Annotated in this window: 16 protein-coding genes; 10 read left to right on the plus strand and 6 right to left on the minus strand. The window is 47.3% G+C overall.

The genetic code is table 11. From position 1 onward, the window contains the following. Nucleotides 1–119 precede the first annotated feature (119 nt). Nucleotides 120–1,484, minus strand: a complete 1,365-nt coding sequence (locus CFF01_RS09150) for an MATE family efflux transporter (protein ID WP_088904591.1) — start codon at nucleotides 1,482–1,484, stop codon at nucleotides 120–122. A gap of 27 nt (nucleotides 1,485–1,511) precedes the next feature. Between CFF01_RS09150 and CFF01_RS09155 the strand changes: the two genes are divergently transcribed. Then, nucleotides 1,512–2,123, plus strand: coding sequence for a riboflavin synthase subunit alpha (locus CFF01_RS09155; protein WP_088904592.1), 612 nt, complete (start codon nucleotides 1,512–1,514; stop codon nucleotides 2,121–2,123). A 177-nt stretch (nucleotides 2,124–2,300) separates the two neighbouring features. On the opposite strand, the gene CFF01_RS09160 is transcribed toward CFF01_RS09155, so the two are convergent. From CFF01_RS09160 to CFF01_RS09170, 3 genes are all read right to left on the minus strand, one after another. Beyond that, nucleotides 2,301–2,501, minus strand: a complete 201-nt coding sequence (locus CFF01_RS09160) for a CPXCG motif-containing cysteine-rich protein (RefSeq protein ID WP_033538159.1) — start codon at nucleotides 2,499–2,501, stop codon at nucleotides 2,301–2,303. After that, a complete protein-coding gene (locus tag CFF01_RS09165; RefSeq protein ID WP_088904593.1) occupies nucleotides 2,498–3,241 on the minus strand; it encodes an SDR family oxidoreductase in 744 nt (247 codons plus the stop codon). The genes CFF01_RS09160 and CFF01_RS09165 overlap by 4 nt, the downstream gene beginning before the upstream one ends. A 115-nt stretch (nucleotides 3,242–3,356) precedes the next feature. Then, entirely contained in the window at nucleotides 3,357–3,611 is a 255-nt protein-coding gene (locus CFF01_RS09170; protein WP_088904594.1) for a hypothetical protein, read from the minus strand. 302 nt (nucleotides 3,612–3,913) lie between these two features. On the opposite strand from CFF01_RS09170, the gene thrS reads away from it, so the two are divergent. From thrS to rplT, 4 genes are all read left to right on the plus strand, one after another. Then, nucleotides 3,914–5,842 carry a threonine--tRNA ligase gene (thrS, locus tag CFF01_RS09175; protein WP_088904595.1) on the plus strand — a complete coding sequence of 643 codons (1,929 nt, stop codon included), beginning with the start codon at nucleotides 3,914–3,916 and terminating at the stop codon, nucleotides 5,840–5,842. A 3-nt stretch (nucleotides 5,843–5,845) separates the two neighbouring features. Continuing rightward, on the plus strand, nucleotides 5,846–6,388 hold the full coding sequence (gene infC / locus CFF01_RS09180; RefSeq protein ID WP_033538163.1) for a translation initiation factor IF-3: 543 nt from the start codon (nucleotides 5,846–5,848) through the stop codon (nucleotides 6,386–6,388). An 87-nt stretch (nucleotides 6,389–6,475) separates the two neighbouring features. After that, entirely contained in the window at nucleotides 6,476–6,670 is a 195-nt protein-coding gene (rpmI, locus tag CFF01_RS09185; protein WP_011865828.1) for a 50S ribosomal protein L35, read from the plus strand. An 18-nt stretch (nucleotides 6,671–6,688) separates the two neighbouring features. Continuing rightward, nucleotides 6,689–7,048 (plus strand): 50S ribosomal protein L20, encoded by a 360-nt coding sequence (rplT, locus tag CFF01_RS09190; protein ID WP_011865827.1) that lies wholly within the window; start codon nucleotides 6,689–6,691, stop codon nucleotides 7,046–7,048. Between the two features lie 302 nt (nucleotides 7,049–7,350). On the opposite strand, the gene trxB is transcribed toward rplT, so the two are convergent. Both trxB and ald read right to left on the minus strand, forming a co-directional pair. Further along, complete coding sequence (trxB, locus tag CFF01_RS09195) at nucleotides 7,351–8,301, minus strand: thioredoxin-disulfide reductase (RefSeq protein ID WP_088904596.1); 951 nt, start codon at nucleotides 8,299–8,301, stop codon at nucleotides 7,351–7,353. Between the two features lie 131 nt (nucleotides 8,302–8,432). Then, nucleotides 8,433–9,548 (minus strand): alanine dehydrogenase, encoded by a 1,116-nt coding sequence (gene ald, locus CFF01_RS09200; RefSeq protein WP_033538165.1) that lies wholly within the window; start codon nucleotides 9,546–9,548, stop codon nucleotides 8,433–8,435. A gap of 179 nt (nucleotides 9,549–9,727) precedes the next feature. On the opposite strand from ald, the gene lrp reads away from it, so the two are divergent. The 5 genes from lrp to crcB all read left to right on the plus strand — a co-directional run bounded on the left by lrp (nucleotide 9,728) and on the right by crcB (nucleotide 15,304). Beyond that, entirely contained in the window at nucleotides 9,728–10,231 is a 504-nt protein-coding gene (gene lrp, locus CFF01_RS09205; RefSeq protein ID WP_011865823.1) for a leucine-responsive transcriptional regulator Lrp, read from the plus strand. A 183-nt stretch (nucleotides 10,232–10,414) separates the two neighbouring features. Beyond that, a complete protein-coding gene (locus CFF01_RS09210) occupies nucleotides 10,415–12,925 on the plus strand; it encodes a DNA translocase FtsK (RefSeq protein ID WP_088904597.1) in 2,511 nt (836 codons plus the stop codon). Between the two features lie 45 nt (nucleotides 12,926–12,970). Then, a complete protein-coding gene (gene lolA, locus CFF01_RS09215) occupies nucleotides 12,971–13,597 on the plus strand; it encodes an outer membrane lipoprotein chaperone LolA (RefSeq protein WP_088904598.1) in 627 nt (208 codons plus the stop codon). Nucleotides 13,598–13,605: 8 nt separating this feature from the next. Next, a complete protein-coding gene (locus CFF01_RS09220; protein WP_088904599.1) occupies nucleotides 13,606–14,937 on the plus strand; it encodes a replication-associated recombination protein A in 1,332 nt (443 codons plus the stop codon). Beyond that, nucleotides 14,930–15,304 carry a fluoride efflux transporter CrcB gene (crcB, locus tag CFF01_RS09225; RefSeq protein ID WP_011865819.1) on the plus strand — a complete coding sequence of 125 codons (375 nt, stop codon included), beginning with the start codon at nucleotides 14,930–14,932 and terminating at the stop codon, nucleotides 15,302–15,304. Before CFF01_RS09220 ends, crcB begins: the two co-directional genes overlap by 8 nt. Nucleotides 15,305–15,321: the final 17 nt, after the last annotated feature.

Genomic DNA, 15,321 nt, shown 5'->3' on the forward strand with positions numbered 1-15,321 from the left:
ATTTGCTGTGCAAGTTGAACTTTTTAACACCAAAGCGGCGGCATAACCATCAATCTTATGTAGCAAGACGATGATTCCAAGGTGAAACATCGTCTTGTTTTTATGTTGTTTACTTTTAGCTACTGCGCGTCCATTTGCAGTTGGGGTGGACGCTGTTGAATATATTTAAGCCGCAGGGCAAACAAAAGCGCTGCGCTGGTGAGACCGGCGATTAGCCCTATCCAATAGCCATGAGCGCCAAGCGCTGGCACTAACAGGTTGGTTTCGGCCAGTAGGTAACCTAGCACCATACCAATAGCCCAATAAGAAACGAGGGTGATATAAAAAGCGCTGCGTGTATCGTGATAGCCTCGCAATGCGCCTGCAGTGACGACTTGAACTGAGTCCGAGAGCTGGTAAAGCGCTGCCAAAAACATCAAGCTACTCGCTAAAGCAACTACTTCGGGGTTTTGGTTGTACAAGAGGGCGATCTGAGTCCGAAATACAACGGTAATAATAGCGGTGAATAGTGCAAGGCTAAAAGCGATAGCCAGACCTACCTTAGTCACTAATTTGGCCGTGAGCGGATTGTCCTGACCAAGATAATAGCCAACACGAATTGATACGGCGATACCGATAGAAAGAGGTAACATAAATACGATGGAGGAGAAGTTTAACGCTATCTGATGGCCTGCCACGACATTGGCGCCTAGGGGGGCGAGCAGAAGTGCGATAATGGCAAATAGGCTTACCTCGAAAAACAGCGCCATGGCAATGGGCATACCGTGTTTAGTCATCTTTATCATGGTCGCAAGGTTGGGCAGGTGAAAAGCGCTAAATGGTGCAAGGGCGGCAAATCTTTGGTTTACCTGCATATAGATAGCCATGGCAATAAACATGGCCCAGAAAACCAGTGCTGTCGCGATACCACAGCCAGCGCCACCGAGCGCGGGCGCGCCGAAATGACCATAAATAAAGATATAGTTCGCAGGAATATTGACCGCCAAGCCGACAAAGCCAATCAACATAGTGGGTAGCGTATAAGAGATCCCCTCACTGCAGCCTCTAAGCACCTGATAGAGTACGAAAGCGGGTACTCCCCATGCAAATCCAAACAGATATTGATTGCTGAGCTCGGCAAGCTCGGTCGAGAGCCCCATTATTTTAAAGATCTGCGGCGCAAAACTGAGGAAGGCTATCACTAATACGCTGCCAATTATGGCAATATAGGCAGCCTGATATGCCATGGGACGAATTGCCGCTTGGTTATTGGCACCATGATGGGCAGCAAAAACAGGGGTAAAGGCAACAAGTAACCCCTGAACAAAAAGTAGTGCAGGAAGCCAAAGACTGCCGCCTATGGCAACAGCAGCCATATCGATAGCACTGACTCGGCCTGCCATAACGGTATCGATAAAGCCCATCATGGTCTGAGTAACTTGGGCGATAAGAACTGGCAACGCAAGATGGACGAGCTTTTTGGCTTGAAAGCCGAATTGATTCATAAAACGCCTTAATGCAGAGAGTAAAATATGTTTACAGGTATTGTTCAGGCCACATGTGAAGTGGTGGCCATTCATAAAAAAGATGGTCTTAATACAATCGAAATTGCGATGCCGCCACACCTGAAGGAAAACTTGCAGCGAGGAGCAAGTGTTGCCAATAACGGGGTATGTCTGACCGTTACCGAGATTGCAGATGATAGGGTGTTTTTCGATGTAATGGAAGAGACATTAAGGCTTACCAATCTCGCCTCGCTTAATCCTGGATGCAAGGTCAATATCGAGCGTTCCTTAACCTTTGGTAGTGAGATCGGTGGGCACGTGTTATCTGGCCATGTACATACACAGGCCAAGGTTGCAGCAGTGAGCCACACCGCCTCCCATTATAATATTCGCTTGGAAGTCGCTCCTAAGTGGATGAATTACATTCTCTATAAAGGTTTTGTAGGGGTAAATGGATGCAGTTTGACTGTAGGTGAGGTGGATGAGAGCGGTTTTATGTTACACCTTATCCCGGAAACTTTAGCCATTACCAACTTAGATGAGGCTCAGGTGGGAACCATGCTCAATATCGAAATCGACAGTCAGACACAGGCTATCGTGGATACGGTAGAGCGGGTACTGGCAAAGCGTTTTAGCTAAACTTATGTTCAATCTGCCTAATTCTAGTAATGGTCATAGTCATAGTCATAGGCTTGTCCATAGTTGAGATAACGTTTTACACCTTAGTTCTTGAAGCAAAAAAGGTGAGGGCTGTTACAACAGCCCTATGGTGCGCCGCCTTCATTTTGTCTTGTTTTACTTGCGACAAAAGAATGGCTAGTAAAACTGCTCATCGTCTGAGTCGATATAGACTTCGACCTTTTGCCGGGCTGCATCAATATGCGTCCTGAAATGGATTGGATTGCAGCAGACGCGGCAATCGTCGTAGTAGTCCTGATCGCCACAGCTGATATCTAAGTTGATATGTTGGTGGTGCCCACAGTGGGGGCAGCAAATGATCTTATCAAAAATTTTCATCCGTCGGCTCCTGTATATCCCGTCGCGCTGCGACCACCATCAATGGCAATGATCTGGCCGTTCAGGTAAGGGCTATTGAGGATAAAGTCTACCGTGTAGGCGATATCCTCCGGAGTGCCCGGGCGTTTCATCGGGATCTCATTAATCACCTTAGTGACCGTATCTGTCTCACTGCCGCTTGGCCATAAGATTGCACCCGGTGAAATGCCATTGACTCGCACCGCTGGGGACAGTTCTTGCGCTAATGCGCGGGTGGCCATATTTAAGCCAGCCTTAGATATTGAGTATAGCCCATGTCCTTTTAGAGGACGGTCACCATGAATATCCACGAGATTGATAATGCAGCCGCTCTGGCTTGCCAAGTTAGGCGCTAACCCTTGGGCAAGTAGATAGGGGGCGATTAGATTAGTCGTCAGCAGGTGTTGGCTGTCTTGCCAGTTTGCAATTTCAGGATCTGGGTGAAATACAGAGGCATTATTGATAAGCACCGATAGCGTTAGCTCACAATTGACCGCCTCGACTAGAGTCTTGATTTCTTGCTCTGAGGCCAGATTGGCCTGAAAGAGCCTACATGAGCCGGTTCTTTGCTGATTTAACTGCGCAGCCAGTGTTTGGGCATCTCGCTGAGCGCTATTGTAATGTAGGGCAATATTATAGCCCGATTGATGCAGGCTAATGGCAATTGCCTTGCCGATGCGTTTGGCGCCCCCAGTGATCAAAGCCCACTTAGTCATAGTCATCTTGCTTATCCCTTAACGGTGAGAGGAATATTCGATGATTTTGTTGCCAGATACAATGAGTTTGTGAAACCAAACCCTTTATAAAGATGGCAATAATAAACTGGCTAAGTAAGGTTTAACGTATTTGGTTTACCAAAAGTTGTTGTTCACCCGATTGCTGTGGCAACTCGGCGTGCATCGCTTTGAGCTGTCTGTCCAGCTCATTGGCGATCTCGGCGCTTAACTGGTCAACGTCGTCAAGGGGCTTTGCGGTTACCTTTACACTATTAGTCGATTCGAGTGTTATCTGCGCAAAGCTGACATTTGGCGAGCCATCATAGTGATATAAAGGCTGATAACTGAGGGCAGTGAGTAAAATAAACTTCATCATGGTCGCTCTCCTGATTAGATTTTTAATTAACGATATGGCCGCAAGAGTAGGCTTGGTGGATGACTATCTGATGACATCTTGATGGAGATCTCATGACATGGGCGAAATTAAAGCGTTGCTGGTCACTTTTGTATCATCTCAGGCCTTAACCCTTGCGATTTGGCTATTGCCGCCCTAGAATGGCAGGCCTGCACTGAAGTAGTCTAAAACTCCGGTAATGTTTTGCGCTTCAGTTGCTTAAATTTTTCTTCTCAATGACCAAGTGGCCCTACGTAGGGGTCACCACTGGATAAGGATTTTATATGCCTGTTATTACACTTCCCGATGGCAGCAAACGCGAGTTTGCCAACCCAGTTTCAACACTTGATGTCGCCGCCGACATTGGCCCAGGTCTGGCTAAGGCCTGTATTGCTGGTCGCGTAAACGGTGAGCTTAAAGATGCCTGCGATCTGATCGAGACAGACGCTGACCTGGCTATCATCACCGCAAAAGATGATGAAGGTGTTGAGATTTTGCGTCACTCTTGTGCTCACCTTTTAGGTCATGCGATTAAGCAGATGTGGCCAGAGACCAAGATGGCGATTGGACCTGTGATCGATAATGGTTTCTACTATGACGTGGATCTCGATCATAAGTTGACCGAGGAAGATGTAGCCGAGCTTGAAAAACGCATGCTGGCGCTGGCAAAGACTAACTATGATGTAGTCAAGAAAGTGGTTAGCTGGCAAGAAGCCCGCGATACATTTGAAGCGCGCGGTGAAAGTTATAAGATGGCGATCTTGGATGAAAACATTAGCCAAGATGATAAGCCAGCTCTGTACCATCACGAAGAATACACTGACATGTGTCGTGGCCCCCATGTGCCTAACATGAAGTTCTGTCATAATTTCAAGTTGATGAGTGTTGCTGGTGCCTACTGGCGTGGTAACTCAGACAACAAGATGCTGCAGCGTATCTATGGTACCGCTTGGGCAGACAAGAAGGCCCTTAAGGCACATCTGACTCGCCTAGAAGAAGCGGCTAAGCGTGACCATCGTAAGATAGGTAAGCAGCTTGATCTTTACCATATGCAGGAAGAAGCACCTGGCATGGTGTTCTGGCACAACGATGGTTGGAGCCTGTTCCTCGAGCTGGAAAGATTCATTCGTCAGAAACTGGGTCAGTACACCTATCAAGAGGTGAAAGGTCCCTTAATGATGGACCGTGTTTTGTGGGAGCGCAGTGGCCACTGGGATAAATATTCCGAAGCCATGTTCACCACTCATTCAGAAAACCGTGAATATGCGGTGAAGCCGATGAACTGCCCGGGTCACGTACAGATCTTTAACCAAGGTCTTAAGTCTTACCGTGACCTGCCATTGCGTATGGCAGAGTTTGGCTGCTGTCACCGCAACGAACCATCGGGTTCATTACATGGTTTGATGCGTGTTCGCGGCTTTACCCAAGACGACGCGCATATCTTCTGTACTGAAGAGCAAGTGCAGCAGGAAGTCAGCGGCTGTATCAAGATGGTTTATGATACCTACGCAACTTTTGGCTTCAAAGACATCGTAGTTAAGCTATCGACTCGCCCAGAAAAACGCATCGGGGACGACGCCATGTGGGATCGTGCCGAGCAAGCCTTGATGGATGCGCTGAAAGCTAATGACATCGAGTATGAGATCCTGCCGGGTGAAGGTGCCTTTTACGGTCCTAAGATAGAATTTACTTTGCATGACTGTCTAGACCGTGCATGGCAATGTGGTACTGTGCAGCTTGATTACGCTTTACCAGGGCGTCTTGGTGCGACTTATGTCGCCGAAGACAATAGCCGTCAGACGCCAGTCATGATCCACCGTGCCATTTTAGGTTCGCTTGAGCGCTTCATCGGTATTCTTATCGAAGAGTATGCGGGCAAGTTCCCAACTTGGTTGGCACCGGTTCAGGCCGTCGTGATGAATATTACCGATAAACAGTCGGAATATGTTGACGAAGTGGTCAAATTATTTAAAGATCAGGGAATTCGTGCCTCGAAAGACTTGAGGAATGAAAAGATAGGCTTTAAAATACGCGAACACACCCTAAGGCGTGTTCCCTATCTATTGGTCGTTGGTGATCAAGAGATGGAAAATAGGGAAGTCGCGGTGCGAACCAGAGATGGTGTTGATCTTGGTAAGATTCAAATCGATGAATTTGCCGCCAAGATGAAAGATCAAATTTCGCTCCGTAGTCTAAATTTGTTGGAGGAATAGGTCATAAAGATCAAGAAAACAGACGTGCGTAAAGCAGCGGCGAATAGAATTAACGAACTCATTGTAGGTGTATCAGAAGTACGTCTCAATGGGCTAGACGGTGAAACTATCGGCATTGTAAGTTTGCGTGAAGCACAAGAACTTGCAGATGAAGCAGGCGTAGATCTTGTAGAGATCAGCCCTAATGCTGAGCCGCCTGTATGTCGCATAATGGACTACGGAAAGTTTCTTTTTGATAAGGCTAAGGCCCAAAAAGAGCAAAAGAAGAAGCAGAAACAGATACAGGTGAAGGAAATTAAATTCCGTCCCGGTACTGATGAAAACGACTATCAGGTAAAACTACGCAACCTGAAGCGTTTTCTTGAAGACGGCGACAAAGCGAAAGTGACGCTGCGTTTCCGTGGTCGTGAGATGGCTCACCAGAGTCTTGGTATGAATCTTTTGAATCGTATTAAAGATGACTTGGCTGAGATAGCAGTTGTGGAGGCTTTTCCAAAAATGGAAGGTCGTCAGGCTGTGATGGTTCTTGCACCGAAAAAGAAATAGTAGGGCAAATTTAAAAGTAGCAGGGACCTCTCTGAGGGCCTCTGCTCGCCTTGCGTTTTATTAATGTCCCAATGCGGAGTTTTAGCAATGCCTAAAATGAAAACAGACAAGGGTGTACAAAAGCGTTTTAAGAAAACCGCTAACGGTTTTAAGCGCAAACAAGCCCATTTACGTCATATTTTGACAAAGAAGAGCACTAAGCGTAAACGTCACTTACGTGCTAAATGTTTAGTTGCGAAGTCTGATGTGCCAGCAATTGCACGTCAACTACCATACGCTTAATTAGAGGAGTAGAGAACAATGCCTAGAGTTAAGCGTGGTGTAACCGCTCGTGCTCGTCACAAGAAAGTACTTAAACTAGCCAAAGGTTATTACGGAGCTCGCTCACGTACTTACCGTGTTGCTAAGCAAGCAGTAACCAAAGCTGGTCAATATGCTTACCGTGACCGTCGTCAGAAGAAACGTCAATTCCGTCAACTGTGGATTGCACGTATCAATGCGGCTTCTCGTCAAAATGGTCTGTCTTACAGCCGTTTCATCAACGGTCTGAAAAAGGCGTCTATCGAAATCGATCGTAAGATTTTGGCAGACATCGCTGTATTCGACAAAGTGGTTTTCGCCACTCTAGTTGAAAAGGCAAAAGAAGCTCTAGCTAAGTAATTAGTGAGCTTTGCTTTGAAAGGGACCCTAGGGTCCCTTTTTTTGTGCCCGATCATCTCAAATTCATTTGGCTGCTCTTTAATTGCAAGCCTAGTTAATAGATCATCATCCTAGCTTGTTAAACGTCCGATTGCAGCGTTAGTATTTTACACATCGAATCAATATGTTTTGAAACATTAGGCCAAGTTTAAATGTTTTTCTCAGGCCACTTCTGTCTACTTGCTGTGATTGCGATAAGACACAAAAAAAGCAGGCACTAGGCCTGCTTTTTTAAGAAAAGTAATGCTAATCGAGTAACATTATTATTGCGCGTCTAGGAAACGCTCAGCGTCGAGTGCTGCCATACAACCGGTACCCGCCGAGGTGATTGCCTGGCGGTAGTGTTGGTCCATTACATCACCTGCAGCGAATACGCCAGGAATACTGGTCTGGGTCGCATTGCCATTTAGTCCGCTTTGAACCTTGATGTAGCCGTTGTTCATCTCTAGCTGGCCTTCAAACATCTGAGTGTTTGGTTTGTGGCCGATGGCAACGAATACGCCCATCACATCAAACTCGGTGATGGCGCCATCTTTAGTGCTCTTGATCTTTACTCCGGTAACACCCATGTTGTCGCCAACCACTTCTTCTAAGGTGTTGTCCAGATGCAGGACTATGTTTCCGTTCGCCACCTTGTCCATTAATCGCTTGGTCAGGATCTTCTCAGAGCGGAAGCTGTCGCGGCGGTGAATGAGGTGCACCTCTGAGGCAATGTTGCTCAGATAGAGCGCTTCTTCAACGGCTGTGTTACCACCACCGATCACGGCAACTTTCTGGTTACGGTAGAAGAAGCCATCACAGGTTGCACAGGCCGATACGCCTTTACCTTTAAAGGCCTCTTCTGATTCCAAGCCAAGATACATTGCCGAGGCGCCGGTCGAGATGATCAAAGCATCACAAGTGTACTCGCCGCTGTCGCCTTTTAGTTGGAAAGGGCGCTGCTGCAGATTCACTTCATTAATGTGATCGAAGATAATTTCGGTTTCGAACTTTTCGGCATGCTTTTGCATACGTTCCATTAGTGCTGGGCCGGTCAGATCATCGGCATCGCCTGGCCAGTTTTCCACTTCTGTGGTGGTGGTCAATTGGCCACCTTGCTGCATACCTGTGATCAGCACAGGTTTTAAGTTTGCTCTGGCAGCATAAACAGCGGCTGTGTATCCAGCTGGGCCCGAACCCAAGATTAATAAGTTACAGTGTCTAGCTTGGCTCATCTTTTTCTCCGTGCCTTTAGCGAATTGCAGCGATTGTAGGGAATTTCCCCTGAGGGGTAAAGGCAATCTTTTAGATTGTCCTAATCGAAAAAGGGAGCCTATGGCTCCCTTTGTTTACACTTTTTATGTGATTAGGCGAGTAATACGCTTGGGTCAACAAACTCGAAGTTTAGTGCTTCGGCAACCTCTTTACAGGTGACTTTGCCATGCATCACGTTCAAGCCGTTTAACAGATGCTTGTCTTGGCGCAGTGCTTCGCGGTAGCCAAGATCCGCTAACTTGATGATGTAAGGTAGTGTCGCATTGTTTAGTGCAAAGGTTGAAGTACGAGCAACCGCGCCTGGCATGTTAGCCACACAGTAGTGTACCACTTCATCAACGATGTAAGTTGGATCTTGGTGAGTGGTTGCGTGAGACGTCTCAACACAGCCACCTTGGTCGATAGCTACGTCAACGATAGCACTACCTGGCTTCATACGCTTGATATGGTCTTTGGTCACTAGCTTAGGCGCTGCGGCGCCAGGAACCAGTACGCCACCAATTACCAGGTCGGCTTCCAGTACATGCTTTTCAATCGCATCAGCGGTAGAGTAAATAGCCTTCACACGGTTGTCGAACTGAGCGTTAAGGCGACGCAGGGCATCGATGCTACGATCTAGGATGACGACGTCAGCACCCAGACCTACAGCCATTTGCGCTGCGTTAGTACCTACCATGCCGCCGCCGATAATAACGACTTTAGCTGGCTCAACACCAGGGACGCCGCCAAGCAACATACCGCGACCGCCTTTAGATTTCTCTAGGGCCATGGCACCCGCCTGGATAGACATACGGCCAGCAACTTCTGACATAGGGGCTAGCAGTGGCAGACCACCACGCGCATCGGTAACAGTTTCATAAGCGATACACACGGCACCGCTCTTAATGAGATCTTCAGTTTGTGGCAAATCTGGAGCAAGATGAAGATAAGTGAACAGCAATTGATCTTCACGCAACATGGCACGCTCGACCGCTTGAGGTTCTTTTACCTTAACAATCATTTCTGCTTTCGCAAAAACTTCAGCTGCAGTGTCTAAGATTGATGCGCCAACATCGACATAGTCTTGGTCGTTAAAACCGATCCCAACACCAGCATTTTTTTCTACAAATACTTCATGACCTTTTAGGGTCAATTCGCGGACACTTGACGGCACCATACCAACACGATATTCGTGGTTTTTGATTTCTTTAGGTACACCAATTATCATCTTCGAGCCTCAAATTGAATAAAAACCCATTTATTATGGGTTGAATTGTTATTTTATAGGTCCTGAACGTGATTGTTTCAGGGAAATCTAGTATAGTATCACTTCGGCAGTTAATGCTGCTGAACTTTTGACATACGTAGCAGTAAATGTTGTTTTAGTGATAAAGCAAGGTTAAAAATATGGTTAATAATAAAAAGAGTCCTATAAAAGACTTAGATCGGATCGATCGTAACATCCTTAACGAGTTGCAAATCGATGGCCGCATTTCCAATGTTGAGCTGTCAAAGCGTGTAGGGCTGAGCCCCACTCCCTGTTTAGAGAGAGTTAAAAGACTCGAAAAGCAAGGTTACATCAATGGATATACTGCGCTAGTAAATCCCCATTATCTTGGGGCTTCATTACTTGTGTTTGTAGAAATCACGCTAAATCGCGATACTGCAGAGGTATTTGATAAGTTTAATCGTGCTGTTCAATTGCTCGATGATATTCAAGAATGTCATTTAGTGTCTGGCGATTTCGATTATTTATTGAAGACCCGTGTTTCTGACATGTCTGCCTATCGTCGCTTGTTAGGCGAAACTCTACTTAAGTTGCCCGCTGTTTCTGATACTCGTACCTACGTCGTGATGGAAGAAGTTAAGCAGACCAACAGAGTTGCAATTAATGTAACGCTTGAGTCTTAAAAACGATTTATGTCGTCAAAAAGGAGCCTTAATGGCTCCTTTTTTTTCACCCTGGGTAGTTTTTCATCAAAGATTGCTTTTTAGTGAGCTATTGTGCTGTATAGACAGGTAAAACGCTGCATAGCACAAATTATTTTGATATCTTAGGCTCACCTTTTTCGTTTTCGCATTGTGGGTTGTCTTTTGTCTCAGGGAAATAGCGTCAAAACACTTAGCGGTTTGCAGCGTCTGCTTGAGGGCGGACTGATCATCTGCTGCATGATTGCCACCTATATATTGCTCGCGCTCAGTAGTTTTCATTCGTCTGATCCAGGATGGAGTCAGTCAAATTTCGAAGGTGAGATCAAAAATGTCACTGGCGCCGTCGGGGCATGGCTTGCCGATGTGCTGTTTTATTTTTTTGGCTATACCGCATATTTAATTCCAGTGATCGTCGCACTAACCGGCTGGTTGCTGTTTAAACGCATTCATCGTCTACTTGAGATAGATTATTTTTCTGTTGGTCTGAGACTGATAGGTTTTTTGTTGATCACCTTCAGTTTGGCATCTCTTGCCAGCATGAATGCCAATGACATTTATGAATTCTCTGCAGGTGGTGTTTCTGGTGATGTCATTGCCGATGCCATGCTGCCTTATTTCAATCAGTTAGGTACCACCTTACTCTTGCTTTGTTTTGTTGGCGCCGGCTTTACTTTGTTGACAGGTATCAGTTGGTTAACTGTGGTCGAGGCCGTCGGTTTTGCAACTATCTGGTGTCTTAAGCAGCTTAAACAGATCCCTGAAAAATTCTCTAGTGCTCCCGAAACGGAAGATACCAAAGGCTTTATGTCAGTGTTTGATCGTTTTAAGGAATCTCGACAGCAAAAAGCGTTAGCCCATGACGATGAGTTCGACGATGAAGATTATGATGTCGAACAGAAGGTGACAGGTGATAGCGACAAAGTTGCCAATGAAGCTAGGCGCAAAGTGAAAGAGCCAAGCTTTAGCTTGCCTAAAGTGTCACAGGATAAAGAGGTAGAAGAGGATGAGTCATCGCTGAGCTTTAGCGCCCAAGATGACGATGAAAGCATAGATTTTGATGCTAAACACTCAAGCGGCGCAGTTATACCAGCCAAGCGTGCACAAGAAAAGGCAAAGATAGTCGATGGTATTGTGGTGCTTCCAGGTGGTGAAGAGTCGCAGCCTAAGAAGCCGGTCACGCCGTTGCCAGATATCTCCCTGCTCGATGTGCCTAATCGCAAGGCCAATCCCATTAGCCAGGAAGAGTTAGACCAGGTTGCGCGACTCGTCGAGCTGAAACTGGCAGACTTTAATATTGTGGCCAATGTTGTCGGTGTTTTCCCCGGCCCCGTTGTCACCCGCTTTGAGCTTGAGTTAGCGCCGGGAGTCAAGGCCTCTAAGATCACCAACTTGTCGAAAGATTTGGCGCGCTCACTGTTGGCTGAAAGTGTTCGAGTGGTCGAAGTGATCCCAGGTAAGGCCTATGTTGGGCTAGAGCTGCCGAATAAGTTCCGTGAAACCGTATTTATGCGCGATGTGTTAGGTAGTGAAGCATTTGAACACAGCCCGTCACATCTTAGTATGGTATTGGGCCAAGATATCTCGGGAGAGCCTGTTGTAGTGGATCTAGGCAAGATGCCACACCTACTGGTAGCAGGGACTACAGGCTCTGGTAAATCGGTTGGGGTTAACGTGATGATCACCAGCCTATTGTATAAGTCGGGTCCTGACGACGTTCGTTTTATTATGATCGACCCCAAGATGCTTGAATTGTCAGTCTATGAAGGGATCCCCCACCTTCTTTGTGAGGTGGTGACCGACATGAAAGAGGCGGCTAACGCACTGCGTTGGTGTGTTGGCGAGATGGAGCGTCGTTATAAGCTGATGTCGGCTTTGGGAGTGCGTAATCTAAAAGGTTATAACGCCAAGATCAAAGAAGCTAAGGCTCGCGGTGAGGTGATAACTGATCCACTATGGCGCTCACAAGACAGCATGGAAGAGCAGGCGCCAGAGCTCGATAAGTTGCCATCTATCGTGGTGATTGTCGACGAATTTGCCGACATGATGATGATTGTTGGTAAGAAGGTGGAAGAGTTAATCGCCCGTATCGCCCAGAAGGCGCGCGCTGCCGGTATTCATCTCATCCTGGCGACCCAGCGTCCTTCAGTGGATGTGATCACCGGCCTAATTAAGGCAAACATTCCAACGCGCATGGCGTTTCAGGTGTCATCGCGCATCGATTCGCGCACCATCTTAGATCAGCAAGGGGCTGAAACCCTGCTGGGGATGGGTGATATGCTCTATTTACCACCTGGCACAAGTGTGCCAATTCGTGTCCATGGCGCCTTTATCGATGACCATGAGGTACACGCTGTCGTCGCTGATTGGCATAGTCGCGGCAAGCCACAGTATATCGATGAAATTTTACAAGGTTCTGCCGAGGGCGAGCAGGTACTGCTGCCGGGCGAAGCTGCAGAAAATGATGAAGAGGTGGACGCGCTATATGATGAGGCGGTGGCTTTTGTCACTGAGACTCGCCGCGGCTCAATTTCCAGTGTTCAACGTAAGTTTAAGATAGGCTATAACCGCGCTGCACGTATCATAGAGCAGATGGAGATGCAGGGCGTGGTAAGTTCACAGGGGCATAATGGCAACCGCGAAGTCTTGGCCCCGCCACCACCTAAAGATTATTAAGCTACTTGCTTAGCGCAGGTGGCGTTTGAATTTAAAGGATTTGCAATGCTTAAATCGTTATCGACTTTAGTTTTTACTCTGCCATTAGTGGTGGCAACGTCTGTGTATGCAGATGATTCAGCATCATTGAAACAAAAGTTGGCGAATCTGGATAATCTGAAAGCCGACTTTAGCCAGGAAGTTACCGATGTCAACGACAAAGTGATTCAGCAAGGGGCGGGCACTTTTGCCTTGGCGGTACCTAATCAATTTTATTGGCACCTGACTCAGCCGGATGAATCTTTAATCGTGGCCGACGGTCAGGATGTATGGATCTATAACCCCTTTGCTGAAGAGGTGTCAGTTGTCGATTTTAACCAGGCCATCGACGCCTCGCCAATCGCGCTGTTAGTGCATCGAGACGATGCGACCTGGCAAGCTTATCTGGTGAGCCAGAAGGATGAGTGTTATCAAATAACCCCCAAAGCGATCGACGCTAGCGTCACCCAAGTCGATATTTGCTTTACGCAAGACACACTAGAGGTGATGAAGCTTAAAGATCAACAGGGTAACTTGAGTGTCTTTTCTTTGACCAATCAGACATCACTTGATGATGACGATGATAAGCTGTTCCAGTTTACCGTTCCCGAAGGCGTCGACATAGACGATCAACGCCTAAAGGCTCTTGACTAAGGTAGCCTGTGTCTAGTTTAACTTTCGACTTCGCGCCTGATTTTAGGCCGCTCGCAGCCAGGATGCGTCCTGAGACCCTTGAGCAATATATAGGGCAAGATCACCTATTGGGCGAAGGTAAGCCTCTGCGTCAGGCACTCGAGGCGGGTAGGGCCCACTCTATGATGTTTTGGGGGCCACCAGGCACAGGCAAAACCACCTTGGCCGAGTTGGTTGCCCATTACGCCAATGCCCATGTCGAGCGCATTTCAGCCGTCACCTCTGGGGTCAAAGAGATCCGCGCCGCCATCGAACATGCAAAAAATGTCGCCCAGTCTCGGGGGCAGAGAACCCTGCTATTTGTCGATGAAGTGCATAGATTTAATAAGAGTCAGCAAGATGCCTTCTTGCCCTTTATCGAAGATGGTACCGTCATTTTTATTGGCGCCACCACGGAAAACCCCTCGTTTGAGATCAATAACGCCTTACTTTCTCGCGCCAGAGTCTATCTGATCAAGCGCTTGCAAGATGATGAGATTATTAAGATTGTTCGCCAAGCGCTTGCTGATGAGGTGCGCGGCTTGGGTAAGCGTCAGCTGAAGATACCTGACGAGGTTGCTAAGAAGCTTGCCAGCCTGTGTGATGGAGATGCCCGTAAGGCACTTAATCTCATAGAGTTGATGAGTGACATGCTTGTCGATGGCGGCGATTTTAGTGAGCAGATGCTCATCGAGGTCGCGGGACAGCAGCTAGCCGGATTCGATAAGAATGGCGATCAGTATTACGATCTGATCTCTGCAGTGCACAAGTCGATTCGTGGCTCGGCGCCAGATGCTGCGCTTTATTGGTATTGCCGCATGCTAGAAGGGGGCTGTGACCCACTTTATGTAGCAAGACGCTTACTGGCTATTGCGTCTGAAGATATCGGCAACGCCGATCCCGTGGCCATGTCGGTCGCGGTAAACGCCTGGGAATGCTTTCACCGGGTGGGACCGGCCGAAGGAGAGCGTGCCATTGCTCAGGCAGTGGTGTATCTCGCCAGTGCCCCTAAGAGCAACGCCGTATATACCGCATTTAAGGCGGCGCGACAATTAGCAAGAGAGACGGGCAGTCACGCGGTGCCTAATCACCTGCGCAACGCGCCCACTCAGTTAATGGCCGATATCGGTTTGGGTGAAGGGTATCGCTATGCACATGATGAGCCCAATGGGTATGCCAGCGGTGAGTGTTATTTCCCTGAGGCACTCGCGAATACGCGCTTTTATTATCCGAGCGAACATGGGTTTGAGAAGCGAATCAAAACCAAACTGGAAACATTGGCAGAAATGGATCGCTTAAGTGAGGTTAAGCGCTATGAATAATCTCATTTTTGTGGCCTTGGGCGGGTCCATTGGAGCGGTATTTCGTTATCTTATTTCAATATTCATGATTCAGGTATTTGGCTCTTCTTTTCCTTTTGGTACACTGATGGTCAATGTGATTGGCTCCTTTTTGATGGGGGTGATCTACGCCCTTGGAGAAGCGAGTCAAGTCAGTCCTGAAATAAAAGCTTTGGTAGGTGTTGGGTTATTAGGGGCACTTACAACGTTTTCAACTTTTTCCAATGAAACTCTGTTACTGATGCAGCAGGGGGCCTGGTTGAAAGCATTTACAAATATCGCTCTGAACCTATGTCTGTGTTTATTCATGGTTTACTTAGGACAGCAGTTGGTTTTTTCTCGCATTTAACTATTAAGAAACTAAAA

Source organism: Shewanella marisflavi, from assembly GCF_002215585.1.
Classification (GTDB): Bacteria; Pseudomonadota; Gammaproteobacteria; order Enterobacterales; family Shewanellaceae; genus Shewanella; species Shewanella marisflavi.